At 70.5% G+C, this 26,236-nt stretch carries 22 protein-coding genes; 12 read left to right on the forward strand and 10 right to left on the reverse strand.

The features are described from left to right. Nucleotides 1-137: 137 nt before the first annotated feature. Nucleotides 138-1,508, reverse strand: coding sequence for an MFS transporter (locus ACH3VR_RS04450; protein WP_396639536.1), 1,371 nt, complete (start codon nt 1,506-1,508; stop codon nt 138-140). A gap of 165 nt (nt 1,509-1,673) precedes the next feature. Between ACH3VR_RS04450 and ACH3VR_RS04455 the strand changes: the two genes are divergently transcribed. Further along, on the forward strand, nt 1,674-3,062 hold the full coding sequence (locus ACH3VR_RS04455; protein WP_396639537.1) for an FAD-binding oxidoreductase: 1,389 nt from the start codon (nt 1,674-1,676) through the stop codon (nt 3,060-3,062). Beyond that, nucleotides 3,059-3,877 (forward strand): alpha/beta fold hydrolase, encoded by an 819-nt coding sequence (locus ACH3VR_RS04460; protein ID WP_396639538.1) that lies wholly within the window; start codon nt 3,059-3,061, stop codon nt 3,875-3,877. Before ACH3VR_RS04455 ends, ACH3VR_RS04460 begins: the two co-directional genes overlap by 4 nt. A gap of 251 nt (nt 3,878-4,128) precedes the next feature. Here the strand turns inward: ACH3VR_RS04460 and ACH3VR_RS04465 are convergent, their stop codons facing one another. Next, the gene (locus tag ACH3VR_RS04465; protein WP_396639539.1) at nt 4,129-4,773 is read right to left on the reverse strand and encodes a response regulator; all 645 of its coding nucleotides are present in this window, start codon (nt 4,771-4,773) and stop codon (nt 4,129-4,131) included. Further along, nucleotides 4,770-6,404 carry a sensor histidine kinase gene (locus tag ACH3VR_RS04470; protein ID WP_396639540.1) on the reverse strand — a complete coding sequence of 545 codons (1,635 nt, stop codon included), beginning with the start codon at nt 6,402-6,404 and terminating at the stop codon, nt 4,770-4,772. Before ACH3VR_RS04470 ends, ACH3VR_RS04465 begins: the two co-directional genes overlap by 4 nt. A gap of 150 nt (nt 6,405-6,554) precedes the next feature. On the opposite strand from ACH3VR_RS04470, the gene ACH3VR_RS04475 reads away from it, so the two are divergent. After that, nucleotides 6,555-8,081 (forward strand): CitMHS family transporter, encoded by a 1,527-nt coding sequence (locus ACH3VR_RS04475; protein WP_396639541.1) that lies wholly within the window; start codon nt 6,555-6,557, stop codon nt 8,079-8,081. Nucleotides 8,082-8,137: 56 nt separating this feature from the next. On the opposite strand, the gene ACH3VR_RS04480 is transcribed toward ACH3VR_RS04475, so the two are convergent. Both ACH3VR_RS04480 and ACH3VR_RS04485 read right to left on the reverse strand, forming a co-directional pair. After that, complete coding sequence (locus ACH3VR_RS04480) at nt 8,138-9,001, reverse strand: NYN domain-containing protein (RefSeq protein WP_396639542.1); 864 nt, start codon at nt 8,999-9,001, stop codon at nt 8,138-8,140. Nucleotides 9,002-9,003: 2 nt separating this feature from the next. Then, complete coding sequence (locus ACH3VR_RS04485; RefSeq protein ID WP_396639543.1) at nt 9,004-10,002, reverse strand: Gfo/Idh/MocA family protein; 999 nt, start codon at nt 10,000-10,002, stop codon at nt 9,004-9,006. A 73-nt stretch (nt 10,003-10,075) separates the two neighbouring features. On the opposite strand from ACH3VR_RS04485, the gene ACH3VR_RS04490 reads away from it, so the two are divergent. Next, nucleotides 10,076-11,404: a M20/M25/M40 family metallo-hydrolase gene (locus ACH3VR_RS04490; protein ID WP_396639544.1), complete on the forward strand. Its 1,329-nt coding sequence runs from the start codon at nt 10,076-10,078 to the stop codon at nt 11,402-11,404. Between the two features lie 81 nt (nt 11,405-11,485). Here the strand turns inward: ACH3VR_RS04490 and ACH3VR_RS04495 are convergent, their stop codons facing one another. Further along, nucleotides 11,486-12,847, reverse strand: a complete 1,362-nt coding sequence (locus ACH3VR_RS04495) for an O-acetylhomoserine aminocarboxypropyltransferase/cysteine synthase family protein (protein ID WP_396639545.1) — start codon at nt 12,845-12,847, stop codon at nt 11,486-11,488. Between the two features lie 82 nt (nt 12,848-12,929). On the opposite strand from ACH3VR_RS04495, the gene ACH3VR_RS04500 reads away from it, so the two are divergent. Beyond that, the gene (locus ACH3VR_RS04500; RefSeq protein ID WP_396639546.1) at nt 12,930-13,784 is read left to right on the forward strand and encodes a sulfurtransferase; all 855 of its coding nucleotides are present in this window, start codon (nt 12,930-12,932) and stop codon (nt 13,782-13,784) included. Here ACH3VR_RS04500 and ACH3VR_RS04505 read toward each other — a convergent pair. Continuing rightward, a complete protein-coding gene (locus tag ACH3VR_RS04505; RefSeq protein WP_396639547.1) occupies nt 13,781-14,722 on the reverse strand; it encodes a quinone oxidoreductase family protein in 942 nt (313 codons plus the stop codon). The genes ACH3VR_RS04500 and ACH3VR_RS04505 overlap by 4 nt on opposite strands. 40 nt (nt 14,723-14,762) lie before the next feature. Continuing rightward, nucleotides 14,763-15,812, reverse strand: coding sequence for an LLM class flavin-dependent oxidoreductase (locus ACH3VR_RS04510; protein ID WP_396639548.1), 1,050 nt, complete (start codon nt 15,810-15,812; stop codon nt 14,763-14,765). Nucleotides 15,813-15,989: 177 nt separating this feature from the next. Between ACH3VR_RS04510 and ACH3VR_RS04515 the strand changes: the two genes are divergently transcribed. Next, the gene (locus tag ACH3VR_RS04515) at nt 15,990-17,363 is read left to right on the forward strand and encodes an LLM class flavin-dependent oxidoreductase (RefSeq protein WP_396639549.1); all 1,374 of its coding nucleotides are present in this window, start codon (nt 15,990-15,992) and stop codon (nt 17,361-17,363) included. Nucleotides 17,364-17,423: 60 nt separating this feature from the next. Here ACH3VR_RS04515 and ACH3VR_RS04520 read toward each other — a convergent pair whose 3' ends face one another. Together ACH3VR_RS04520 and ACH3VR_RS04525 are read right to left on the reverse strand one after the other, a co-directional pair. Next, nucleotides 17,424-18,257, reverse strand: coding sequence for a DUF1684 domain-containing protein (locus ACH3VR_RS04520; RefSeq protein WP_396639550.1), 834 nt, complete (start codon nt 18,255-18,257; stop codon nt 17,424-17,426). Nucleotides 18,258-18,312: 55 nt separating this feature from the next. Continuing rightward, complete coding sequence (locus ACH3VR_RS04525) at nt 18,313-19,323, reverse strand: LLM class flavin-dependent oxidoreductase (protein WP_396639551.1); 1,011 nt, start codon at nt 19,321-19,323, stop codon at nt 18,313-18,315. 237 nt (nt 19,324-19,560) lie between these two features. Here ACH3VR_RS04525 and ACH3VR_RS04530 point away from each other — a divergent pair, with 237 nt between their 5' ends. From ACH3VR_RS04530 to ACH3VR_RS04555, 6 genes are all read left to right on the forward strand, one after another. Further along, nucleotides 19,561-21,132: an ABC transporter substrate-binding protein gene (locus tag ACH3VR_RS04530; RefSeq protein WP_396639552.1), complete on the forward strand. Its 1,572-nt coding sequence runs from the start codon at nt 19,561-19,563 to the stop codon at nt 21,130-21,132. 88 nt (nt 21,133-21,220) lie between these two features. Then, nucleotides 21,221-22,252 carry an ABC transporter permease gene (locus ACH3VR_RS04535; RefSeq protein ID WP_396639553.1) on the forward strand — a complete coding sequence of 344 codons (1,032 nt, stop codon included), beginning with the start codon at nt 21,221-21,223 and terminating at the stop codon, nt 22,250-22,252. 1 nt (nt 22,253) lies between these two features. Continuing rightward, nucleotides 22,254-23,153: an ABC transporter permease gene (locus ACH3VR_RS04540; RefSeq protein ID WP_396639554.1), complete on the forward strand. Its 900-nt coding sequence runs from the start codon at nt 22,254-22,256 to the stop codon at nt 23,151-23,153. Next, nucleotides 23,150-24,013, forward strand: a complete 864-nt coding sequence (locus ACH3VR_RS04545; RefSeq protein ID WP_396639555.1) for an ABC transporter ATP-binding protein — start codon at nt 23,150-23,152, stop codon at nt 24,011-24,013. Before ACH3VR_RS04540 ends, ACH3VR_RS04545 begins: the two co-directional genes overlap by 4 nt. Then, nucleotides 24,006-24,842, forward strand: a complete 837-nt coding sequence (locus tag ACH3VR_RS04550; RefSeq protein WP_396639556.1) for an ABC transporter ATP-binding protein — start codon at nt 24,006-24,008, stop codon at nt 24,840-24,842. The genes ACH3VR_RS04545 and ACH3VR_RS04550 overlap by 8 nt, the downstream gene beginning before the upstream one ends. A 41-nt stretch (nt 24,843-24,883) precedes the next feature. Next, nucleotides 24,884-26,230: an NtaA/DmoA family FMN-dependent monooxygenase gene (locus tag ACH3VR_RS04555; protein WP_396639557.1), complete on the forward strand. Its 1,347-nt coding sequence runs from the start codon at nt 24,884-24,886 to the stop codon at nt 26,228-26,230. Nucleotides 26,231-26,236: the final 6 nt, after the last annotated feature.

Raw genomic sequence — 26,236 nt, forward strand, 5'->3', positions numbered from 1 at the left:
CCGCAACTGAGCGGCGTGCGACCTCTTCGGGTTGCGCTGATCGGCAGTCGGGCTCGCGAATCGGCGCAGGCGAACCCGGGAGAGCCCGAACCGCCCCGCCCTCGGGGCAGAGGACGGGGCGGTAGGGATGCCGCGACTCAGGCCTCGACGGCGACCTTGTCGGCGGCGAGCTTCTCCTCGTCGAGGCGGTCGAGCTCGTGCAGCGACGAGCCCTTCGTCTCGCGCATCGAGATGACCGCGACGAGCGTGATCGCTGCGGCGATCGCGAGGTAGACCGCGACCGGGATGTACGTGCCGTAGGTCGCGAGGAGCGCTGTCGCGATGATCGGGGCGAGCGAGCCCGCGACGATCGACGTCACCTGATAGCCCAGCGAGACGCCCGAGTAGCGCATGCGCGTCGGGAACATCTCCGACATGATCGCCGGCTGCGGGGCGTACATGAATGCGTGGATGAACAGGCCGAGCGAGATCGCGGCGACGATGATCGCCGGGTTCTCGGTGTCGAACATCGGGAACGCGACGAAGCCCCAGGCGGCCGCGCCGATCGTGCCGATGAGGTACACGGGCTTGCGGCCGAGGCGATCGGCGAGGCCGCCGATGAGCGGGATGACGATCGCGTGCACGATGTGCGCGATGACGAGGAGGCCCAGGATCTCGGCCGTCGCGACCTCGCGCGCCACCGCGAGATACGTGATCGAGAACGTCACCACGAGGTAGTACATGATGTTCTCCGCGAAGCGCAGGCCCATCGCCGTCACGACGCCACGCGGGTAGCGCTTGATCACCTCGAGCACGCCGTAGCGCGTCGCCTTCGACTGCTCGACCTGCTTCTGCGCCTCGAGGAAGATCGGGGCGTCCGTCACGCGGGTGCGCACGTAGTAGCCGATCGCGACGATGACGACCGACAGCCAGAAGCCGACGCGCCAGCCCCACGCGAGGAACTGCTCCTCCGTGAGGGTGCGGCTGAGGATCAGCAGCACGACGGTCGCGATGAGGTTGCCGAGCGGCACGGCGGCCTGCGGCCACGACGCCCAGAAGCCGCGTGTCCGGTCGGGGGAGTGCTCGGAGACGAGCAGGATGGCGCCGCCCCACTCGCCGCCCACGGCGAAGCCCTGCGCGAAGCGCAGCGCGACGAGCAGCACGGGAGCCCAGTAGCCGATCATGTCGAACGTCGGGAGGCATCCCATGAGGAACGTCGCGATGCCGACGAGGATGATCGCGAGCTGGAGGAGCTTCTTGCGGCCGTACTTGTCGCCGAAGTGGCCGAACACGATGCCGCCGAGGGGGCGCGCGATGAAGCCGACGGCGTAGGTGATGAACGCCGCGATGATGGGCGCGTACGGGTCGTCCGACGGCGGGAACATGATCTTGTTGAACACGAGCGTCGCGGCGGTGGCGTAGAGGAAGAACTCGTACCACTCCACGACGGTGCCTGCCATCGACGCCGTGACGACACGGCGCAGGCTCGACTGCTTCGCGGTCGGATCGGTAGTGCGGGGGGATGCCATGCGCTGGATACCTCCTTGTAGAGCGCGGAACGCGGCGTGGGGGAGAGCCGCTCCGGGTGAATGTACATGACAGTTGATTCAGGTTTCAACACACTTGCGCTGTCCGGTTGTGTGAAGTATGGGCGAACTTCTGATTCGCGGCACGCGGGCTAGCATCGGATCGCCATGGACGCCGTCGTCACAGAACTCATCGCCGCTCTTCCGCCCGGGTCCGTCGACACGGATGCCGCGACCCTGGAACGCTGCAGCCACGACGACGCGGAATGGGCGGACTACGCGCTCCCGGCCGCTGTCGTGTTCGCGACGACGGTCGACGACGTCGCTGCCACGGTGCGGATCGCTGCGGCGCATGGGGTCTCCGTCGTTCCGCGCGGGGCGGGCACGGGCCTGTCGGGCGGGGCGAATGCGACGCCGGGATGCCTCGTCCTCTCGCTCGAGCGCATGACGCGCATCGCCCTGGTCGACGTCGCCGAGCGCTACGCCGTCGTCGAGGCGGGTGTGCTCAACGACGATCTGCGGCGCCACGTCGCGGCATCCGGTCTCTGGTACCCGCCCGACCCCGCGAGCCAGTCGATCTCGACGATCGGCGGCAACGTCGCGACGAACGCGGGCGGCATCTGCTGCGTCAAGTACGGCGTGACGCGCGACTACGTGCTGGGCCTCACGGTCGTGCTCGCCGACGGGCGCGTCGCGAAGGTCGGCCGCACGACCGCGAAGGGCGTCACCGGGTACGACCTCGCAGGACTCTTCGTGGGCTCGGAGGGCACGCTCGGCATCGTCGTCGAGGCCACCGTCAAGCTCCTCCCGCTCGGAGGCCGGGAGGAGCGCGCGATCGTCGGCTACTTCCGCTCACTGACGGATGCCGGTCGCGCGGTCGCCGCCGTGTCGGGCGCGGGCATCATCCCGTCGGCGCTCGAGCTCATCGACCGCACGTGCCTGCACGCCGTGGCCGAGTGGCAGAGCTGGGAGCTTCCCGAAGGGGCGAGCGCCCTCCTGCTGGCCAAAGTCGACGAGCCGGGGGAGCGCGGCGAGGAGCTTGCGGGACGCATCGAGGAGGCGTTCCTCGCCGCAGGCGGCTCACAGGTGGAGCGCGCCGTCGACCCCGACGAGGTCGCCCGGCTGTTCTCCGCACGGCGGCTCGCCTATCCCGCGCTCGAGCGCCTCGGACCCGTGCTGACCGAGGACGTCTGCGTGCCGCGGTCGGCCGTTCCCGAGATGCTCGCGCGCATCGAGCGCGCCGCCTCCGACGAGGACGTCGTGATCGCCAACATCGCCCACGCGGGCGACGGCAACCTCCACCCGCTGATCATCGCGCCCGAGGGCGACGACGAGGCCAAGCGGCGGGCCAAGCGCGCCTTCGATCGGATCGTCGACGACTGCCGTGCGCTCGGCGGCACCGTGACGGGCGAGCATGGCGTCGGGCTGCTCAAGCTGCCCGGTGCCGCGGCCGAGCTGAGCGACGTCGTGCTCGACCTGCACGCCTCGATCAAGGGCGCCCTCGATCCGCGCGGCATCCTGAATCCCGGCAAGGCCTTCCCGAACGGAGCACGATGACCTCTCTGCAGGCCGACGACGGCGTCCGCCTCGACTACACGGAGCACGGCGATCCTGCCGGGCGCCCCGTCGTGCTGCTCGCGGGCTTCAAGGCGGCGGGCACCAGCTGGAGCTACCAGATCGACCCGCTCGCGAAGGCCGGGTACCGCGTGCTCGTCGTCGATCTGCGCGGGCACGGCGCGGCCGAGCGGCCCCCGTCGAGTGTCGACATGGCGCGTCGGGGGAAGGACGTGCGGGACGTGCTCGAGGCGCTCGATCTGCGTCAGGTCGTGCTCGTCGGCGGATCGATGGGCGGGAACACGATCTGGTCATACCTCGGGCAGTTCGGCGCCTCTCGCGTGAAGGCCGTCGTCATCGTCGACCAGACGCCGCAGATGCTCAACACCGACGACTGGCCGCACGGCTTCTACGGGTACGGCGCGTCGAACCTCGACACGTACTTCGCCGAGGGGATCCCCGACACCGGGAAGGGCACGCCGCTCGCCAAGCGCGGCATGCGCCTCGTGCGCCTGCTGAAGGCCATGAAGGACGCTGAGCGGGAGCTGACGCCGGGCGAGCTCGTGCTGCTCGGCGACCACGCCAAGGCCGACTGGAGGCCTGTCATCGCGGGTGCCGATGTGCCGGTGCTGTTCCTGGCCGGCGCCGAGAGCGAGTTCTGGCCGTCGACGCATGCGTCGGCCTCGGCCGCGCTCGCTCCGAACGGGCGTTCGGTCATCATCGCGAACGACGGGCACGCGGCGAACATCGAGCAGCCGAAGGCGTTCAACGCGGCGATGCTCGAGTTCCTCGCCGAGGTCGCCCCACCGCGGCCCTGACATCGGTTTGCTCGGTTGGTCCCCGAGCTTGTCGAGGGGTCGGAACCCGGAGTTCCGCGTCGGCGTGGGCTCGACGCCTCGACAAGCTCGGCGACCGGACTGGTCGGGATGGCGACGGTGGCGACCGGATCGGCCGGGATGGCGACGGTGGCGACCGGATCGGCCCGGATCGCGACGGTGGCGACCGGATCGGCCCCGTGGCGAGGTGGCGACCGGATCGGCCCCGTGGCGAGGTGGCGACCGGATCGATCTCAGCGGCGGAGGTAGCGGTGCTCGGGGCGGCCGGTGCTGCCGTAGCGGAGGCGCACGTCGATGATCCCGCGCGAGGCCAGGGCCGCGAGGTGACGCTGAGCCGTCGCGCGCGAGACCCCCGATCGCTCTGCCACCTCCGACGCGGAAGCGCCCTCGGCATCGAGCGCCTCCAGGATGAGCTGCTCCGTCGCCGACCGGCTCAGCGACGGCGCTTCGCCGCCGTGCAGGATCGAGAGGGCACGGTCGAGCTCCTCCTGGCCGAGCGCGCCGTCCGAGCCGACGAGGTTGCGGTACCGCGCGTAGCGGTCGAGCAGGTCGCCGAGCGCGCGCGACTCGAAGGGCTTGACGAGGTACGAGAGGGCGCCCGCGCGGAGCGCCCGCCGCACGGTCGCCGCGTCATTCGCCGCCGAGAGGACGATGGCGTCGAGGTCGACCGAGCGCACGAGGTCGATGCCGTCGCCGTCGGGAAGATACGCGTCGACGAGGATCAGGTCGGGTCGATGATCGCGGATCGCCGCGCGGGCGGCGGCGATCGACCCTGCGGAGTCGAGCACCGTGAACCCCGGCCGGTCGGCGATGCCCCGGTGCAGACCGGCGACGCGGAAGTCGTCGTCGACCACGAGCACGCGGATGGAATCGGTCATCGGGCGGTCTCCTCTCCTGCCGGGCGCATGACCCCGGCGAGCCGGGCGCCGAACACCGCGCCTCCGTCGGATCGCTTCGCCTCGATCACCCACACGTCCCCGCCCCGACGGCGGGCCAGCTCCCGCGACAGCCTCAGCCCCAGGCCGTGGCCGTGCACGCGGTCTGCGCCATCCGTCGACGGCGACGAACCCGCGAAGACATCGACACCCGGCTCGATCCCCGGACCGGAGTCCGCGACTGTCACGACGAGTTCGTCGCCGGCGTCGAGGAGGGCGAGCTCGACCTCCCTGGGCTCGCCGCCGCGGACGGCGGCCGTGATCGCGTTGTCGACGAGGTTGCCGAGGACGGCCGCGACATCCTCGGCGCCGATGAGCGCCCCGAGCAGCAGAGTGTCGTCGGCGACGCGCAGTGCGACGCCGCGTTCCCCCGCCTCGATGGCCTTCGCGCCGACGAACGATTGCAGCAGCGGCTCGGAGACGCGCTCGAGGCCGTCGACGGGGAAGTCGACCGGGCCGCGGCCCAGCTGCTCGGCGAGGAACGCGCGAGCGTCGGCGGCGCGGTCGGCGTCGAGGAGTCCCGTCGCGACGTGCAGGCGATTGGCGAACTCATGGCGCTGCACGCGCAGGGCGCTCGTCATCGCGCGCACCGTCTCGAGCCGCTCGGCGATCGCGATGAGGTCCGTGCGATCGCGGACGATGAGCACGTCGCCCAGCGGCCGGCCGTCGCGCACGACGGGATGCGCGTCGAGGTAGAGCACGCGGTCGCCCACGACGATGCCGTCGCGCGGTCTGCGCTCGGCAATGGCCTCGCGCACCTCGGGAGGCACGTCGAGCTCGTCGAGCCGGCGGCCGACGGGGTCGTCGAGTGCCAGCATCCGCGCCGCCGTCTCGTTGCACACGCGCACGACGCCGGAAGTGTCCAGGGCCACGACGCCGTCACCCACCCCGTCGAGCACCGCGGCCTGGTTCTGCACGAGCCCGACGAGCTCCTCGGGCTGCAGGCCGAGCGTCAGGCGCTCCCATCGGCGGCGGAGCAGGAGGGCGGCGAGCGCACCGATCGCGAGGGCCGCTGCAGCGGCGACCGCGATGCCCAGGAGCAGGGCGGGAAGGTCGTCGAAGACGCTCGCCCGCTCGAACCCGACGCTCACCTCGCCGACGGGCGGCTCGCCGGCCCGGGCCGGTGCGTAGACCGGCACCTTGGCGCGGGCCGACTCGCCGAGCGTCCCGAGCTCCCAGTCGACGACCTCGTGACCCGCGAGCACTTCGTCGAACGGCGTGCTCACCTGCTGCCCGAGGATGTCCTGATTCGGATGCGCCAACCGGATGCCGTGGTCGTCGGCGATGACGACGAACAGGGCGTCGGTGCGGTCGCTCACCCCGGTCGCGATGAGCTGCAGTTCGCCGCCGCGCAGATCTGCGGCATCCGGTGTGCCCGGGTCCGCCGAGAATTCTGCGACCAGACGCCGCACTTCGGGGTCTTCCGCGACGGTCCGGGCGATGTTGAGGGCGGATGCCTCGGACTCGGCGCGCAGCTGCTGCACGCCGAGGTAGACGAACACGGCCGTGCACACGGCGACGACGGCGGCGACCGTCGCGAGCTGGAGGATCAGGACCCGGGTCGCGAACCGCACGGCACCTCCCTCCATCGTGAGCACAATGCGCTGAACCAACGCTACGCGCAGAACCGCCGGCAATGCGAGATAGCGCGCGCCCGAGGGCGGCGCCTGCCTAGCATCGCGGGAATCGCACACCGCGACGGTGTGCCAGACGAAGGAGTCGAGATGGAACTGACTGCGCTCGCCGCGGCGGCCGACGAAGGCTACGCCGTGGCCTTCGTGCCGTCCGAGACGGTGCTCGTGATCCTCGGGTTCACGATGATCCTGACGTTCATGGCGCTCATCATGACGCGCCGCCTCACGCCGATGGTGGCGCTCATCCTCGTGCCGACGATCTTCGGGCTGTTCGCCGGGGCGGGCCTTGGGCTCGGCGACATGATCCTCGACTCGATCGGGAACATGGCGCCGACGGCGGCACTGCTCATGTTCGCGATCATGTTCTTCGGCATCATGATCGACGTCGGGCTGTTCGACCCGCTCATCCGCTTCATCACGCGCCTCCTCGGCGACGACCCCGCGAAGGTCGTGCTCGGCACGGCGCTGCTCGCGGGCGCCGTCTCGCTCGACGGCGACGGCTCGACGACGTTCATCATCACGACCTCGGCGATGCTCCCGATCTACCTTCGCCTCGGCATGAGCCCCGTCGTGCTGACGTGCGTCGCGGGTCTCATGAACGGCACGCTCAACATCGTGCCGTGGGGCGGCCCGACGGTACGCGCCGCGACGGCGCTGGGACTGGAGCCGACGGCGATCTTCGTTCCGATGCTGCCGTCGCTCGCGGCAGGCCTCGCGGTCTCGCTGACGTTCGCGTGGATGCTGGGTCTCGGCGAGCGCCGCCGTCTCGGCCTCGTCGACACCTCGCGTCTGGAGGCACCGGGTGGCTCAGGAGGCATCCGCCCGCCCCGCATCTTCCGCGGCGGCGACCCCAAGCCCGGCGCCCGGGCGAGCCTGCGCACGGGGAACCTGCTCACGGTCGACGGCGCCCGCACCGCGATCGCCGCGCCCGAGTTCGTCGACGCCGCCGACACGGCGATGGCCGACACGATGCTCGACCCGCGCCGCCCCACGCTGCGGCCGAAGCTCATCTGGTTCAACCTCGCTCTGACCCTCGCCGTCATGGTGCTGCTCGTGCTCGACCTCTTCCCGCTGCCCTACGTCTTCATGGTCGGCGCCGCGATCGCGCTCGTCGTGAACTTCCCGAAGATCAAGGGCCAGGCCGACGAGATCGTCGCGCACGCGCCGAGCATCGTCGGGGTGGTCTCGATGGTCCTCGCGGCCGGCGTGCTCGTCGGCGTGCTCAACGGCACGGGCATGGTCGCGGCCATGGCGAACTGGATCACGACGGTGATCCCGGCATCCCTCGGCCCGTTCCTCGCCGTCATCACCGGCATCCTGTCGATCCCGTTCACGTTCTTCATGTCGAACGACGCGTTCTACTTCGGGATCCTGCCGATCCTCGCCGAGAGCGCGACGGCGTACGGCATCGATCCCGTCGAGATGGCGCGCGCGTCGATCACCGGCCAGCCCGTGCACCTGCAGAGCCCGCTCGTGCCGGCGATCCTGCTGCTCGTGTCGCTCGCGAGCGTCAATCTCGGCGATCACCACAAGAAGGTGCTGTGGCGCGCGACGATCGTGTCGCTCGTGATGCTCGCCGTCGCCGTGCTCGTCGGGGCGGTGCCGCTCGCGGCGTGACGCCGACCTCCGGGGGTTCCCGGGCCCGCGGTGGCGAGCCCGGGAACCCTTCGGTGTCAGCGGGCGACGAGGCGCACGCGGACGGCGTTCGTCGACTCGTCGAGCTCGGCGACGGCGGGATACGCCTTCACGAAGTCGGAGAACGACTTGTGTCCGAGGGCCTTCTCGCTGAACGAGGGGTCCATGCGCTTGAGCAGGTTCTTGACGGCCGACAGGTGCACCCAGTCCTCGTCGGTGCGCTCCTGCTCGAGGCGCAGCGCCCGCGCGAGCAGCTCGCCCGACGGGTCGGGCGCGGTCTTCTTCGAGCGGCGCGTGCGCGACGGGGGCGCGGCATCCGTCTCCTTCGCCCCGTTCGGTGCGGCTACGCCCGGAAGCGAGTCGTACGAGTCGAACTGGTCGCACGCCGCCGCGAGCGACTTCGCCGTCGACCCGGCGACGCCGACGCCCACGACGTACCTGCCGAGCCGCTTGCAGCGCTGCGCAAGTGGCACGTAGTCGCTGTCGCCCGCGACGATCACGACGTGCGTGAGGTCGGGGAGGCGGAACATGTCCTCGACGGCGTCGACCGCAAGCCGGATGTCGGCCCCGTTCTTCGCGTACGCCGCAGCGGGGAACAGCTGCACCAGATCGACGGCGCGCGCCACGAGCTGGCTGCGGTACTCGGCATTGACCGGCGACGACCAGTCGGCGTACGCGCGGGTCAGGACGAGCGTGCCGAAGGATGCCGCGTAGTCGATGATCGCGCCGACGTCGACGGTCGCGGCGGCCAGGCGGTCCGCGATGTCGGGCTCGATGGGCGGCGTCGCGATGCGCTGCCGATCGCGCGAGTAGGTGTTGCGGCCGTGCACGCGGTCGTACCAGGACATCACGATGTTGTCGAAGTCGAGGTACACCGCTACGCGCGGCGTGGAGTCGGGCATCGTCAGTCCTCTTGTGGGTACTTCACGCCGATGAGCGCGCGGATCTCGTCGAGCGTTCCCATGATCGAGACCGTCTCGTCGAGGGGGAGCAGCTCACTGTCGGTCTGGCCGGCGGCGACGTACCGCTCGGCGGCGAGCGCCTGGAACTGCATCCCGCGACCCTCGTGCTGCGGCACGAAGTCTTCGAGCACCGTGCCGTCGGGACCGATGAGGCGGAACGAGGTCGGGCTGTACCAGACGCGGTCGATGTCGATGCGGGCGTCTGTGCCGAGGATGTGCGCCGTGTTGGGCCCTGCCGTGCGCGACGAGGAGAAGGTCGTCGAGACGGCGCCGCCCGCGTGCGTGAAGGTCGTCGCGACCTCGGTGTCGACCCCGGTCTCGATGATGCGGGCCGACGCCGTCGTCGTCGTGGGCGCGCCGAGGATGTCCCACGCGAACGAGACGGGGTAGATGCCGAGGTCGAGGAGGGCGCCGCCGCCGAGCTCGATCGCGTTCAGGCGATGCGCCGGGTCGGACGGCAGCTTCTGCGTGTGGTCGGCGAAGAGGCTGCGCACGTCGCCCAGCGCGCCGGCGGCGACGAGTTCGCGCACGCGGATCATGTGCGGCAGGTAGCGCGTCCACATGGCCTCCATGGCGAGGAGCCCGTGCGCGCGGGCGACATCGCGCACGCGCGCCGCCTCGGCCCCCGTCAGGGTGAAGGGCTTCTCGACGAGCACGTGCTTGCCGTGCTCGAGCGCGAGGATCGCGTTGTCGGCGTGCTGCGGATGCGGCGTCGCGATGTAGACGATGTCGACGTCGTCGTCGTCCACGAGCGCCTCGTACGAGTCGTGCGCGTGCGGGATCTCGAACTCGTCGGCGAAGGCGCGTGCCGCGTCGGCGCGGCGCGAGCCGACGGCGGCGATGTCGCGGCCGGCCGTGCGCAGATCGCGGGTGAAGGCGTGGGCGATGCCGCCCGTCGCCAGGATGCCCCAGCGCAGGCCGGGGGAAGCGGGTGAGGTCATGCGTCGAGAGTATCGAGGGAGCGCTCTCCCGCGCTCGGACGGGCCGTTCCGGCGCGCGGGTAGGCTCGGGCGGGTGACAGCGTCCGTCGACCGATTCCGCGAACTCCTGCAGATCCCGACGGTGTCGCACACCGACGAGTCCGAGATCGACTGGGCGCCGTTCGACGCCTTCCACGCCGCCGTCGAGCGGCTGTACCCGCTGATTCACGCCCGGCTCGAGCGCGAGGTCGTCGCGGGGCACTCCCTGCTCTACCGCTGGCCCGGCGCTTCACCCGCGGATCCGCTCGTGCTCATGGCGCACCTCGACGTCGTGCCGGTGGTCGAGTCGGAGTGGGAGCATCCGCCGTTCGCCGCGACGCTTACGGGGGCGGGGGTGGATGCTGTGATCCACGCCCGTGGCGCCATCGACGACAAGGGCGCGCTGGTCGCGATCCTCGAGGCCGTCGAGGCGTCGCTCGCGGACGGCGTCGAACCCGCACGGGACGTGTACCTCGCGTTCGGCCACAACGAGGAGACGGCCGGCGGCGGTGCGCAGGCGATCGTCGAGACGCTCCGCGCCCGCGGCGTGCGGCCCGGGCTCGTGCTGGACGAGGGCGGTGCCGTCGTCGAGGGGGTCATCCCCGGCGTCCAGGTGCCGACCGCGATGATCGGCGTCGCCGAACGCGGCGTCATGACGCTCCTGCTGACGGTCCGCGAGCAGGGCGGCCATGCCTCGACCCCGCCCGCGACGCCCGCCACGGCGCGCCTCGCGCGCGCGATCGACCGGCTGCACCGGCATCCCTTCCCCCGGCGCATCGCGCCGCCCGTCCGCGCGATGCTGTCGACCGTCGCGCCGTACGCGCCGCAGCCGCTGCGCGGCGTGCTGCAGCGGCTGGACGTCACCGCGCTGGTCGTGGCTGCCGCCTTCTCGCGCCTCGGCCCCGAGACGAACGCCGTCGTGCGCACGACCGCGGTCGCGACGCAGCTGAGCGGCGCGCCGGGCGAGAACGTGCTCGCGACGACGGCGAAGGCGGCCGTCAACATCCGGCTGCTGCACGGCGACACCGTGGCGAGCGCGACCGCCCGTGCGCGGCGGATCGTCGCCGATGACGCCGTCGAGATCGACGTGCGGCACGGCTCCGACCCGTCCCCGATCTCACCGTGGCGCGGCGAGGCGTGGAGTCGCCTCGCGCGCACCGTGCGTGAGACGCTCGGCGGCGACGTCGTTCCGACGCCCTACCTTCAGCTCGGCGCGAGCGACAGCCGCTGGTTCACGGCGATCAGCGACCACGTGTACCGCTTCACGCCGTTCCACCTGACGCGCGCCGAACGCGACGCGCTGCACTCGCACAACGAGCGCATCCGTGTCGAGGTGTGGCTGCGCGGGATCGGGTTCTATCGGGCGCTCATCGCGTCGAGCTGAGCGCGCCCCGCGAAAAGCTCATCGCGACGAGCTGAGCTCTCCACGCTCAGCGCGTCGCGCTGAGCGGGTCGATTCCTGCGCTCAGCGCGTCGAGCTGAGCGCCTCCTCGGCCTCCGCGACGACGTCGCTCACGAGGTCGAGCGAGCGCGCCAGGTCGGCGATGACGTCCGCCGGGTCTTCGAGGCCGATCGACAGGCGGATCGTCGTCCAGGTGATGCCGGCCTCGGCGAACTGCTCCTCGGTGAGGTGGCTGTGCGTCATCGAGGCGGGGTGGGCCACCATGCTGCGCGCGTCGCCGATGTTCGCGACCAGCTTGACGACCTCGAGCGAGTCGACGAACGTCTGGACCTTCTCCCAGTCGCGCTCGGCGTCGCCCGTCGAGACGAGGTCGAAGGCGAAGACCGATGCCACGCCCCGCGGTGCGTAGCGCTTGGCGAGGTCGTTCCACGGCGACGTCGGGAGGAGCGGGTGGTGCACGGTCGCGACGGCGGGGTGGGTTGCGAGGAACTCGGCGACCGCGAGGGCCGAGGCGCTGTGCCGCGCCATGCGCAGCTCGAGCGTCTCGGTGCCCTGCAGCAGCTGAAAGGCGTTGAACGGCGAGATCGAGGGGCCGAGGTCGTGCACGTACTTGGACTTCACGAGCGCGACGAACGCGAAGCCGTCGGCGCCGAAGCGGTCCCACAGCACGAGGTCGCGCACGCGTTCGTACGGCTTCGTGAGCTGCGGCCAGCGCTCGGGCTCGGCGCCGAAGTCGAAGGTGCCGAGGTCGACGACGATGCCGCCCATCGAGGTGCCGTGCCCGCCGATGTACTTCGTCGCGGAGTGCACGACGAAGTCCGCGCCGAACTCGCCCGGGCGGATGAGCGCGGGCGTCGCGACCGTGTTGTCGATGACGAGCGGCACGCCGGCGGAGTGGGCGATGTCGGCGACGGCCTGGATGTCGAGCACCTGCGCGAGCGGATTGGTGATCGACTCGCCGAAGAGGGCCCGCGTCTCGGGTCGCACGGCGGCGCGCCAGGCATCCAGATCGTCCTGATCGACGAACGTCACCTCGATGCCCCAGTCGGCGAAGGTGTCCTGCAGCAGGTCGACCGTGCCGCCGTAGATCTGCTTGGCCGCGACGATGTGCTCGCCCGCCTTCGCCAGCGCGAGCAGCGTCACGGCGACGGCGGCCTGCCCCGAGGCGACCGCTGCGGCGGCCCGGCCGCCCTCGAGAGCGGCGACGCGCTCTTCGAAGACGAGCTGCGTCGGGTTGGCGTTGCGGCTGTAGATGTTGCCGGACTTGCGCAGCGCGAACAGGTCGCGGGCGTCGGCGAGTGACGCGAACTCGTAGGCGTTCGACTGGTAGATCGGCGCGACGGCGGTGTTCTGCGGCTGGCCCGGGGCGTACCCGGCCTGCACCTGGGCCGTGGCGAAGCCCTGGCGGCGGGGTGTGGTGGACATTTGTCAATTGTCGGGGTCGGACCGCTTCGACGTATTCCGGTGTTGCGAACTGTTGCAGAGATCGCCGTGTGAGGATGCCTGTATGCCATTGAATCCGCTGATCTCCGTCGACGAACTGCACCGCCGCATGGAGGCGGGTGACGGCATCCGCCTGCTCGACGTGCGCTACCGCCTCGACCAGCCCGACGGCACGACGGACTTCGCCGCGAGCCATCTTCCCGGCGCCGTGTACGTCGACATGGACACCGAGCTCGCCGCGCACGGCGAGCCGTCGGAGGGGCGGCATCCCGTTCCCTCGCGAGAGGTGCTGCAGGATGCCGCGCGCCGATGGGGGCTGGACGACGGCGACGCCGTCGTGGTCTACGACGACTACCGCTCGGTCGCCGCCGCGCGGGCGTGGTGGCTGCTCGTCCACTCGGGGGTCGCCGATGTGCGCGTGCTCGACGGCGGCCTGTCGGCGTGGACGGCCGCGGTCCTCCCGCTCGAGGCGGGCGAGGTCGTGCCGACGCCCGGCTCCATCTCGCTGACCGAGCTTTCCGGCGACATCGCGACGATCGACGACGCCTCCGCGTGGCCCGACCGCGGCGTGCTGCTCGACGCGCGGGCGCCCGAGCGCTACCGCGGCGACACCGAGCCGTACGACCCGATCGCGGGGCACATCCCGGGCGCGGTCAACCTCCCTGCGTCGGATTACCTCGACGGCGAGCACTTCGTGTCGCCCGAGGGCATCCGCGACGCGTTCGCCGCCGTCGGCGCGACGGGGGAGACGCCCGTCGCGGCGTACTGCGGCTCGGGCCTCACCGCCGCCCACACGGCGCTCGCGGGCGCCGTCGTCGGCATCGACGTCACCGTCTACCCGGGCTCGTGGAGCCAATGGTCCAACACGCCCGGCCGCCCTGTCGCGACGGGGCCGACGCCGGGCGACGAGATCTCCTAGGGGACGAGGACGACCTTGCCGTCGGCGCCCTGAAACACAGCGTCCTGAGCTCTGCCGGCCTCGGCGAGGGGGAACGACGGGCCGAGCTCGACAGAGAACGCCTGCGCGGCGAGGAGGGCGAGCGCGACAGGCACGGCCTCCGCGCGCCACGCGAGCTGCTGTGCCGTGAGCGGCTCGGGGCTGCCGCCCGAGAAGGCGCGGATGCCCAGCCCGGCGGCATCCCGACCGCGCACGAGCGTCGCAATGCGGCGCTTGTCGACGAGAAGCTCAAGCGATGCCTGGAGCGCCTCGTCGGTGCCTGCGGCGTCGATGATCGCCGTGACCCCCTGCGGTGCCGCCTCGCGGACGCGGTCAGTCAGACCGTCGCCGTAGGCGACGGGGATCGCGCCCAGCGCGCGCACGCGGCCTGCGCGGCGCTCGGACGACGTCGCGACGACCGTCGCGCCCCACAGCACGGCGAACTGGATGAGCGCCTGGCCGACGGCGCCCGAGCCGCCGTGCACGAGGAGCGTGTCACCCGCACCGACGTCGAGCGAGCGAAGGGCCTGGTAGGCCGTGCCGATGGGAATCCCCAGTGCCGCGGCCTCGGCGGCCGAGACACCGGCGGGCAGCACGTGCGCCTTGTCGACGGGCACGACGACGTCGGTCGCGTAGGCGCCGTGCACGCCGAGCGCGACGACGCGGTCGCCGACGCGGAAGCCGTCGACGTCGGGGCCGACGGCGGTGACGACACCGCCCAGATCCGCGCCGACACGGCGAGGCGCCGTCAGCGGGCCGCTCGGACGGAGCCCAGAGCGCACCTTCCACTCGATGGGGTTCACGCCCGCCGCCTCGACGCGCACGGCGACCTCGCCGCTCCCGGGCACGGGGTCGGGGATCTCGGTCAGGGTGAGGACCTCGGGTCCTCCGAACTCGGAGTAGACGATCGCGTGAGCCATGACGAGGCCAACCTCTCTGCGGGGCCGCGGTATTCCGGACTCAGGCGGCGACGGTCGCCGACTGCGGCACGAGCGGAAGCACCTGCTCCGCGATGCGCTCCAGCTCCTCGCGCAGCGGCGACGACTGGATGAGGAGGAGGGTGATGCCGGCATCCCCGAACGCCCGGATGCGCTCGGCGACCTGCTCGGGCGTCCCGACCAGGTCGGGACGCAGGCCTCGCGTGCCGACCGAGTACTCGCGCTTGGTCAATTCGAGGCTGAGGTTGGAGTTCGACCGGAACTGCTCGAACGAGGCGTACCCCGGCGAGGACGGGTCGACCGTCGTGATGCGCTCCAGCTCGCGCCGCGCTTCGGCCTCCGTGTCGCGCACGATGACGTACGCCGGCATGCCGAACTCGCGGATCGGGCGGCCGTGGATGCACTCCGAGCGCTCGTTGAGGTCGGCGACGTTCGCCCGCACCTCATCGAGCGTCCCGCCGTGCATGACGTAGGCGTCGGAGAAGCGCGCGATCGACTGACGGCCCGCGTCGCTCTCGCCGCCGGCGAAGACGACGGGAGGCGACGATGGCTTCGGCTCGACGATCGTGCCCTCGAGTTCGTAGTAGCTCCCCGCGAACGAGAACGGCGTCTCGGTCCACAGCCCACGGAGCACGTGGACGAATTCCTCCGCCTGCACGTAGCGCTCGTCGTGGGTCGTGAAGCGGCCGCCGAACTGGCGCGCCTCCTCCGCCCACCACGCCGCGACGACGTTGAGGGCGACGCGTCCGGGTGCGATGGAGTCGAGCGTCGACACGGTCTTGGCGAGCACAGCGGGAAGGTGGAACCCCGGGCGCACCGCCGTCATGACGCGCAGGCGCTCGGTCGAGGCGAGGATCGCGGCCGACAGCGACCACGCCTCGAGGCTCGGCGCCTCGACGCCCTTGCGGTCGTTGAGGTAGAGCTCGGGCACGAGGGTCGTGTGGAACCCGAGCCGGTCGGCGGTCTGCGACACGTCTCGGATGTACTCCCACGAGGCATCCATCCGCTCGTCGCGCACATTGCGCAGGAATCCGCCGTACACGGGCGTCCAATATCCGAGGTCGATGGTCATGAGGACATTTCACCGGTGCGAGGGGAGTGACGCCACGTCGCGTGTCGAATTGTGAATCCGAAAGGTCACGAAGGGACTCATTGGATGCCGCGACGGAAACAATTCGTCAGGAAATCGCGGCTGTCGGCCCCGCGCCCCAGAATCTGCTTCAACTTATCGACGACCGAGGAGTGAATCGTGGCGAGGCAGCGTCAGATCAAATTGGGTGCAGTGCTGACGGGAGTCGGCGGACCGGGGGCGTTCAACACGTGGCTCGATCCGGAGATCCCGGGCGATGCGAGCATCGACATCGACTGGTACATCGCGCAGGCGCGGCTGGCCGAGGAGGCGAAGTTCGACCTGGTGTTCATCGTGGACAGCCAGTTCATCACCGCCGACTCTCCGCCTCACTACCTGAACCGCCTCGAGCCGCTCACGCTCTTGTCGGCGCTCGCCGTCGCGACCGACCGCATCGGGCTCGTCGGCACGCTGACGACGTCGTACAACGACCCGTTCAACGTCGCGCGCCGGTTCGCCTCACTCGATCTCATCAGCCGCGGACGCGCGGGCTGGAACGTCGTCACGAGCGGCGACTCGGGCACGTCGGCGAACTTCAGCCAGCCCGAGCACTTCGACTACGACACGCGGTACGGCCGTGCGCTCGAACATGTGCGCGTCGTCCAGGGGCTGTGGGACTCGTACGAGGACGACGCGTTCCCGCGCGACCGCGCAACCCGTCGGTTCCTCGACGCCTCGAAGCAGCACCCGCTGAACCATCGCGGCGAGTACTTCCAGGTGGCGGGCCCCCTCAACCTGTCCCGCTCGCCGCAGGGGCAACCGGTGATCTTCCAGGCCGGCGACTCCGACCAGGGCCGGGACCTCGGCGCCGCGGTCGGCGACGGCATCTTCACACACGCCGCGACCGTCGAGCAGGCGCTGGCCTTCTCGACCGATCTCAAGGCGCGTGCCGAGGCGAAGGGCCGCCACCCCGATCACGTGCTGATCCTCCCCGGCATCTCCGTGTACGTCGGGGACACCGACGACCAGGCCCGCGAGATCGAGCGGGCGACGCAGGAGGCCGACGGCGGGTTCGAGCAGTCGCTGGCCGAGTTCGGCCGCGCGTTCGGCTGGCACGACTTCCGCCAGTACCCCCTCGACGAGCCGTTCCCCGCCGACACCCTCGTGTACGCGGAGCGCTCGTTCCGCACGCAGGCGGCGCGCATCGTGGATCTCGCGTCGTCGAACGGCTGGACGCTGCGCGAGACGGTCGAGGCGGTGTCCAAGCCGCGTCGTACGCCGTTCGTCGGCTCGCCCGTCACCGTCGCGAACGAGCTGCAGCGCTGGTTCGAGTCCGGCGCGGTCGACGGCTACAACATCCACATCGGCCACCCGAGCCAGACGCGGCGGCTCGTCGACGAGGTGCTGCCGATCCTGCGCGAGCGCGGCGTCGTGCGCAGCGAGTATGAGGGCACGACGCTGCGCGAGCACCTCGGGCTGCCGTTCGCCGAGAACCGGTACACCGTGGCGCGAGGCGTGACGACGGAGGTCGAGGCGGTGCCGGCGCTCGTCTGAGACGATTCGCAGAAACAGAGGATGCCTCCGGCTCGTGCGGCCGGAGGCATCCTCTTGTTCTCAGCGTGCTTCGCGGAAGACCGGCGTCTGCTCCCCGGCCTCGATGGCGACCGGCAGCCGGTTCTGGGCCGGCGCGAGCGGGCACGGCGCGAAATCCGTGTACGCGCACTGCAGGTTCGCGGCGCGGTTGAAGTCGAGGACGGCGGGGCCGGCCGTCGCGGGCAGGGTGACGGCCAGCGTCCGGCTCGCGCCATAGGTCGTGACGCCGCTCGTCGCATCCCGGAACGGCGCGAAGGTCGCGCCGCCGACGCCCTCGAGGATCAGCAGTCGGTGCTCGAGGCCGCCGAGCTCGAAGACCACCTCGCCGACGGCGTCGTGGTGGTGCGTGATCCCGCTGAGGGCCGCGTCGATCTCGGTGTCGCGCGGACGGTCGAACGGCACGAACTCGCCGCGCACGAGCCAGGTTGGGTCGGGAGCATAGGCGGGCGTCTCGACGTAGTCGTCGCGCAGCCCGTACTGCGGATCGATGGGCCGCAGCAGCTGCACGCCGCCGCGCTGGGAGAGCTCGACGACGATGTCGCCGAAGCGCGCGGCGCGACGGAACTCGCGCTCCGCGACGGCCCCGAAGCGCACAGTCCCCGACGTCTGCCGGTCGTCGATCACGAGGTGCTCGCCCTCGCCCAGCTCGACCACGGGACCGTCGGCGTCGATCGACCAGCTTCCCGGAATGCCGACGACGCGCTGCGGCGTGGAATCCAGGCGGTAGACGGCGGAGTAGGAGAGATAGCCGTACGGGTCGCGTCGGCGCGCCTCGTTCGCGTCACGCCATTCCGACCACGCCGTGGTGAATTCGTCGCGGTCGATGGTGCTCGAAAGGGGATCGATAAGTGTCATGTCTCGAGCGTAGAAGTAGCCTCTCGCCGACCCGACACAAAGGGTAACGAAGGCGTTACGCGACGGCCTGGGGGAGGCCGAGGGGGAGGCGCGGATGCAGCTCGTTCGCGACCACCGCAAGCGCGTCGCGGAACTCGGGCGACGAGTTCGGGAGGGGGATGCTGAAGAGGTACTCCGTCGATCTCGCCACGGCCTCGTCGGCGCCCAGCCGCTCGGCGATCTCGTCCACGGAGCCGTAGTAGACGTTGGAGCGGCTCAGGAACTCCTCTGCCGTCGTCGCCCCGAAGCCCGTGTAGGGCCGCGGATCACGGGCGAAGTCCGCGCGCACGAGCGCCTCGGCATCGGATCGCGACGCGGCGGGGAGCACGGACCGTGACACGCCGATGCGGGGCGGGCGATCGGAGGTATACGCGTCGAGATAGCGGTCGATGAGCGCGGACTGCACGGGACCCGTCTCCCCCTCGAAGGCCAGCCGGTGCAGGAGCAGCCCGTCGCCGGCGCGGCCGATGGCCGCGGCGTTGTCGGGCGTCGCCGTGGCCTGCCAGACGCGCGACAGCAGCGACTGCGGCGGCGGATAGACCTGGAGCGTGCGATCGCCGACGTCGATCGTGCCCGTGAGCGCCCGCCGGAGCTCGGCGAACGCGCGGTCGTAGAGGACGTCCTTGTCGTCCTCCGCCAGCTGGAACGCGGCGAACGCCGCCGTCGAGAAGCCGCCCCCGTTGCTCTTGCCGACGCCGAATTCCAGCCGTCCCGCACTCAGGAAGTCGGTGACCGCCGCGGTCTCCGCGAGCCTGATCGGGTTGTCGAACACGAGCGGCACGACAGCGGTGCCCAGCCGGATCCGGCTCGTCCGCTGAGCGGCGGCAGCGAGGAACGCGAGCGCCGACGGCAACCCGATCGGCGCGAAATGCGCCTCCGCGATCCAGGCCGTGCCGTACCCGACCTGCTCCGCGAGCTCGATCAGCCCGATCGCGTCGGCGTAGACGGCTCCGGGGTTCTCGCCGGGCGGTGTCTGAAGGAAGATCGACAGCCCCCTCGGGGTGTGCTCGCCGTTCGAGTCGGTCACGACAGTCTCCTCCGCTGCGTCGGGTGAATGCCGACGATAGGCATTCCGCCGAAGCTCGCTCGCGGGTCGAAGAAAGAATTCGTAGCAATTCGGCACCCGCGGGAAATCATGCGTAATCGGAAATGTCGCACCCTCCGCGCTCTGTCAGCATCTGTGTCACCCGGCCGCCTGGTCGACATCTTGCACGGTGCATCCTCCCTCCCGGGAGCGGCATCCATGAGTACCCGGAGTGTTCCCTTGAAGACCATCACAGCCGTTGCGCGCGGTGTCGCGCTCGCTGCCGCCGTCGCCCTCACCGTGGGCCTCGCCGGCTGCTCCAAGCCGGCCGGAGGGTCCGCTGCCACGGCATCGGGCTCGACCGACGGCGGCACCATCACGTGGGCGTACACCAGCTCGCCCGTCAACTGGGACCCGATCGTGATCGGCGGCACGGCAGGCACCTACCTGACCACCCCGATCTTCGGCTCGCTGTTCACGATCGACGAGGACCACGAGATCGTCCCGGGTCTCGCCGAGAGCTACGAGTACAACGACGCCGGCGATGCGATCACGATCCACCTGAAGCCGAACCTGACCTTCCAGGACGACACGCCCGTCAACGCGGATGCCGTCAAGTTCAACATCGACCGCATCCTCACGCAGACGAACTCGGCGCTGAGGGCCTCGTACGCCAACGTCGCGGGAGCCACCGTGATCGACGACCTCACGGTGCGACTCGATCTCAAGCAGCCGGACTACCAGATCCCGTATCTCCTCGCCGAGAAGACCGGCGAGCTGCCCAGCCCCACCGCGGTCCAGAAGGATCCCGTCGCGTTCAACGCGAACGGTCCCGTCGGCGCGGGTCCCTTCATCGTGGAGGAGCTCGTTCCCAACGACCACATCGTGCTCAAGAAGTGGGACGGCTACTGGAATGCGGACAACATCCACATCGACGAGATCCGCATCAACTTCGGCGTCAACCCCGACACGCTGATCTCGGCGCTGCAGTCCGGGGTGGCGAACTTCGCCATCGCCTCGCCGGCGCAGATCGACACCGCGAAGGATGCCGGCCTGAAGGTGCTCAGCGGCACCGACCGGCTGTGGGGGTCGAGCTTTCTCAGCGTCAACCGGAACCAGGCTCCGTTCGACGATCCCGCAGTCGTCGAGGCGATCCGCTACGCGATCAACCCGGGCCAGTACATCCAGCAGCTCGCGTTCGGCAAGGGCGAGGCGAACCAGCAGCCGTTCCCGCAGGGTCACCCCGACTTCGTCGAGGCACTAACCGACGAGCACCAGTACGACCCGAAGAAGGCGAAGAAGATCCTCGCCGATGCGGGATACGCGCCGGGTGACATCTCCTTCGACCTGCAGGCGCTCAACGTCAGCGGCTTCGACAAGGTCGGCGAGATCATCCAGGCGCAGCTGGCCGATGTCGGCATCACTGCGAACATCCAGCTCAGCGACTTCACGACGTGGGCCAAGGGCTACTACGGCAAGACCTACCCGGTGTCGCTGTTCGGCTGGGTCGGCCGCGACTCGGCCGTGCAGGGGCTGTCCGATCAGTACGACAGCCTGGGCGTCCTGAACCTGAGCTCGCCGTACGTGTCGCCGGAGTTCACCGCGGCGCTGTCGACCGCGCGCTCGACGCCCCTCGACTCGCCCGATTACGAGAAGAACCTCCAGGCGGCCGCCGAGCTCGGCTACCAGACGGGAAGCAACATCTCGCTCTACACCTACGAGACGCCCCTCGTGCTCGCCCCGAGCATCTCGGACCTGCCCAAGATCGACGGGTTCATCGACTGGACCGGCGTCACGATCACCCAGCAGTAGCGCCTTCCGCGGCGGGCGATCCGGCAAACGGGTCGCCCGCCCGCGGACGGCACCGAACCCGCTCCACCCTCAGTCCAGGAAGGGCACCATGACCACGACCGCCGTCCGCGGAGCGCTCGCCGCGCCGAGCGTCCCGCGCTCGACCGGGATCGTCTGGCACCGGGTTCGCGGCATCCTCGCGCCCCTCGTGAAGACCATCGGCATCCTCCTGCCGGTCTTCTTCCTCGGCTCGTTCTTCACCTTCCTGCTCGGGGCGCTCAGCGGTCGCAATCCCGCCGCACTGCAGCTCGGGGATGCCGCGACCCCAGAGGCCGTCGCCGCGATCGAGCACGAGTACGGCCTGGACCGGCCGTTCCTCGTGCAGTACTTCGACTGGCTCGCGACGCTCGCGAGCGGCAGCTTCGGGAACAGCTGGCTCAACGGCGTCCCGGTCGTGACCCTGCTCGGCGAGAAGGCGCTCGTGAGCCTCTCCGTGACCGGACTCGCCCTGCTGATCGGCGTCGTGTTCGGGTTCATCTTCGGCGTGCTCGCGGCACGCTTCCACACGCGGTGGATCGATCGCGTCATCACGACGGGCACGACGGTCATCTCGGTCCTGCCGCCGTTCGTGGTCGGCATCGCGCTCATCTCGGTCTTCGCCGTCGGGCTGAAGCTCCTGCCCGCCGTCGGCTACGTGCCCATCGAGATGGGCGTGGGGCTCTGGTTCAGCCACATCATCCTGCCCGCCGTCGCGCTCAGCTTCGACACGGTGTCCGACATCGCACGGCAGCTGCGCGCGGGGCTCGTCGCCGCCTACCGCGAGAACTACGTCACGGGCGCCGTCGTGCGCGGACTGGGGTCGCGTCGCATCTTCTTCGTGCACGTGCTGCGCAACGGCGTCGGCCCGGCTCTCTCGGTCCTGGGCTTGAAGTTCCCTGCGCTGCTCGGCGGGGCGGTGCTCATCGAGTCGATCTTCGGACTCGCCGGCTACGGCACGTTCGCCGCGCAGGCGGCCGTCTCGGGCGACGTGCCCTCTGTGCAGGCGGTGCTCGTGATCTCGGTGGTCCTCGTCGTGGTGTTCAACCTGCTTGTGAACATCGTCCTCAACCGCCTCATCCCGTCCGCGTCGCGAGGAGTCTGAAATGCTCACCACCGTCCTGAGGCTTCCCAGCGCCCGGATCGCCGTCGCCATGCTCGCGTTCATCGCCCTGATCACGATCCTGGGGCCCTCGATCGCACCGTACGACCCGTTGGAGAACACCCCCGACGCGCTCGCGGGACCGTCGTTCGCGCACTGGCTCGGCACCGACTACCTCGGGCGCGACGTCCTTAGCCGCATCCTCGCCGGTGCACCGCTGAGCGTCGTCAGCACCGTCCTGGTCGCGACGATCGCGCTCGTGGTCGGTGCGGTCCCGGGCATCCTCTCGGTGTACCTCGGCAGCGTCTTCGAATGGGTGTCGCTGCGGGTCGTCGACACCTTCATCGCCCTGCCTTTCCTCGTGTTCGCCGTCGCGATGACGGCGCTGCTGGGCAACGGCATCGTGCAGGCGATGGTCGCCGTCGGCCTCCTCGTGTCGCCGCTGTTCTACCGCGTCGCGCGGTCCGCCACTCTGTCGGTCGCGCGGTCGCAGTACGTCGAGGCCGCCATCCTGTCCGGCGCCTCGACCGGCTGGATCGTGCGCAAGCACGTGTGGGGCAAGATCCTCCCGCCCATCGCCATCGCGCTCGCCACGACCCTCGGCATCGGCCTCATCGTCATCGCGAGCCTCCAGTTCCTCGGCATCGGCGTGCAGCCACCGACTCCGACGTGGGGCGGCATCCTCGCCTCGGACCTCGGCTACCTGCAGCAGCAGCCCTGGGCCCCCGTCTTCCCGACGGCCCTCATCCTCATCACGGTGCTCGCCTTCAACATGCTCGCCGATGCGATCAGAGACGCCGCGGGAGAATCCGGCCGCACTCTGCTCGGATCCCGCAATGCCCGCATCACCCGCGCCCGGCGCACCGCCGCGGCCGGCATCGCCCTCGAAGGAGGACTGTCATGACCACGAGCGCATCACGAGAGGTCGTGCTCGAGCTGAACGACGTCAGGATCCACAACGACCTCGCCGACGTGGAGCTCGTGCACGGAGTGACCTTGACGCTCGAGCGGGGCGGCGTCGTGGGCATCGTCGGGGAATCGGGCAGCGGCAAGAGCCTCACCTGCCGGGCGATCCTCGGCATCCTCACGAAGCACATCGAAGTCTCGGGCGGCTCGATCACCCTGCTGGGGAGGGATGCCGCGACCCTCACTCCGAAAGAGTGGACAGACCTCCGCGGCACGCGGATCTCCGCGGTCTTCCAGGACCCCGGCTCCTACCTCAACCCGTCGATCCGCGTGGGCACGCAGGTGCAGGAGGTGCTGCGTGTCAAGCTCGGGCTCGGCCGCGCCGCCGCCCGCAGGCGCACGCTCGAGCTGTTCGAGGCGGTGCACCTGCGCGACCCCGAGTACGTCTACCGGCAGTACACGCACGAGCTGTCGGGCGGGATGCTGCAGCGCATCCTCATCGCGGCGGCCATCGCTCTGGAGCCCGACATCCTCATCGCCGACGAGGCGACGACGGCCCTCGACGTGACGGTGCAGGCGGAGATCCTCGACCTCCTCGCCGAGCTGAAGGAGCGCATCGGACTGTCGCTCGTCGTCGTCTCGCACGATCTCGCCGTCGTCGCGCACCTGTGCGACCACGTGCTCGTCATGAAGGACGGCTCGGTCGTGGAGCAGGGGCCGACGCGGAAGATCCTCTACCACCCGGAGCACGAGTACTCGAGACTCCTCGTCGCGGAGCACGAGCAGTACGGCCTCGAGCTGCACACTCAGCGCCCGATCGGCGAGAGCGAGCAGGACAGGGAGCTGGAGTATGCCTGAGCGTCCCGTGCTCCAGACGCGCTCACTCGACGTCCACTATGGCCGCGGGCGAGCAGCGAAGCAGGTCGTCTTCGACGTCGGGTTCGAGGTGCGCGCGGGCGAATCGGTCGGCGTGATCGGTGAGACGGGGTCGGGCAAGTCGACCATCGCCCGCGCTGTGCTGGGTCTCGTGCGGCCGGCGAAGGGCTCGTCGGTGACGGTCGATGGAACCGACGTGACGGCGCTGTCGGCGCGCGCGCTGCGCGCGTTCCGCCGCTCGGGCGTCGTGCAGTACGTCTTCCAGGACCCGCTGCGAAGCCTCGACCCCGACCTCACGGTCGGGCAGTCGATCGCCGAGCCGCTGCTCATCCGGGGCGGGCTGCGGCGCTCGGCGGTCGACGCAGCGGTCCGCGAACGCTTCGAGCAGGTGCAGCTCGACCCCGCGCTGACCGGAAGGTTCCCGGCCGAGCTCTCCGGCGGCCAGCGCCAGCGCGTCGCGATCGCGCGGGCCCTCGTGACCGACCCCAAGCTGCTCATCCTCGATGAGCCGGTCAGCGCGCTCGATTCCGCCAATCGCGTCAGGATCCTCGAGCTCCTCGGCATCCTCCGCTCGGCGGACGTCGCGCTCATCTTCATCTCGCACGATCTCGGCTCGGTCGCCGGCATCACCGACCGGACGCTCGTGCTCTACCACGGGCGCCTCGTCGAGCAGGGCGAGACCGCACAGATCCTCGGCGCGCCGACGCATCCCTACACGCGCCTGCTCGTGGGGTCCGCCCCGACGCTGGCCGGCGGGTCGATCGATCGCGAGAGCCGCGACCTCCTGCGCACCGAGCTCGTCACCTCCTGAAGCTCCAGACACCTCCTGCTCCTCCAGACGAAAGACGCGACATGAGCGACAAGCAGATCCGCCTCACCCTCAACCTCCAGTCGACAGGCCGCCACGACGCGGCGTGGAAGACGTTCCCCACGACGAGCGACTGGGTCGACGGCGTCGACTACTTCATCGAGATCGCCCAGCTCGCCGAGGAGGGGCGCTTCGACGCGATCTTCATCGCCGACCGGCTGGGCGGGCTCGACCGCACGGGACGCGTGCGGCCGTGGCGCGGGCTCGACCCGACCGTGCTGCTCGCGGCGCTCGCGCGCGAGACAAGCCACATCGGGCTCGTGTCGACCAATCCGGCGATCCACGGCAACCCGTTCCTCCTCGCGCGGCAGATCGCGTCGCTCGACCACATCAGCAAGGGGCGCGCCGCGTGGAACATCATCACGAGCCAAGAGCCGCACACGCTCCGGGCGCTCGGCAAGGACGTCGTCCTCGACCCCGAGGCGCGGTATCGCGCGGCCGACGAGTTCGTCTCGATCGTCGACGGGTTCTGGCGCTCGCTGCCGCCCGAGGCATTCGTCGGCGACGCGGCGGCCGAGGTCTACATCGACGAGGCCCTCACGCGGCCCGTCGACATCGAGGGTGACTACTTCCGGGGCGAGGGCGTGCTGCCGCTCGTCGGAGGCTACCGCGGACAGCGCCCCGTGCTCTTCCAGGCGGGCACGTCGCGTGCGAGCCGCGAGTTCGGCGCCCGCTGGGCCGACGCGCTCTTCACCTCGCAGCGCCTGCCGCACCTCGGCCGGGCCTTCGCCGACGAGGTGAAGAGCCTCGCCGAGGCGAACGGTCGCAGCCGCGACGACCTCCTCGTCCTCCCGGGGCTCTACGTGATCCTCGGCGACACCGAGGCCGCGGCGATCGAACGCAAGCGGGAGCTCGACGAACTGCTCGCCGTCGAGCCGCTCATCCGGGAGCTCTCCGACTACCTCGAGTACGACGTCTCGGGGATCGCCCTGGACGCCGAGCTGCCCTACGGCGAGCTCGCGGGCCCGGCCAGCACCTCGCAGCACACCGTCCGCCGCCACCAGCTCGTCGCGGACGCCAAGGAGCGGCGCCTCACGGTGCGGCAGCTGCTGTTCAACAACCTGTCGGGCGGCCAGCGCGTCATCGTCGGCACGCCGGAACAGGTCGCCGACGACATCGAGCACTGGGTCGACACGGGCGCAGCGGACGGCTTCACGATCAACATCGATGTGCAGACGAGCGGGTTCCGCGCCTTCGTCGACGGCGTCGTCGCGGAGCTGCAGGACCGTGGGCGGTTCCGCCGCGAGTACGAGCACGACACGCTGCGCGGAAACCTCGGCCTCGCATCGCGCGCGGCGGTGAGGCATCCCGAAGCCCTGGTCGGCGCCTGACGCGCC

The organism is Microbacterium alkaliflavum, assembly GCF_044325405.1.
Classification (GTDB): domain Bacteria; phylum Actinomycetota; class Actinomycetes; order Actinomycetales; family Microbacteriaceae; genus Microbacterium; species Microbacterium alkaliflavum.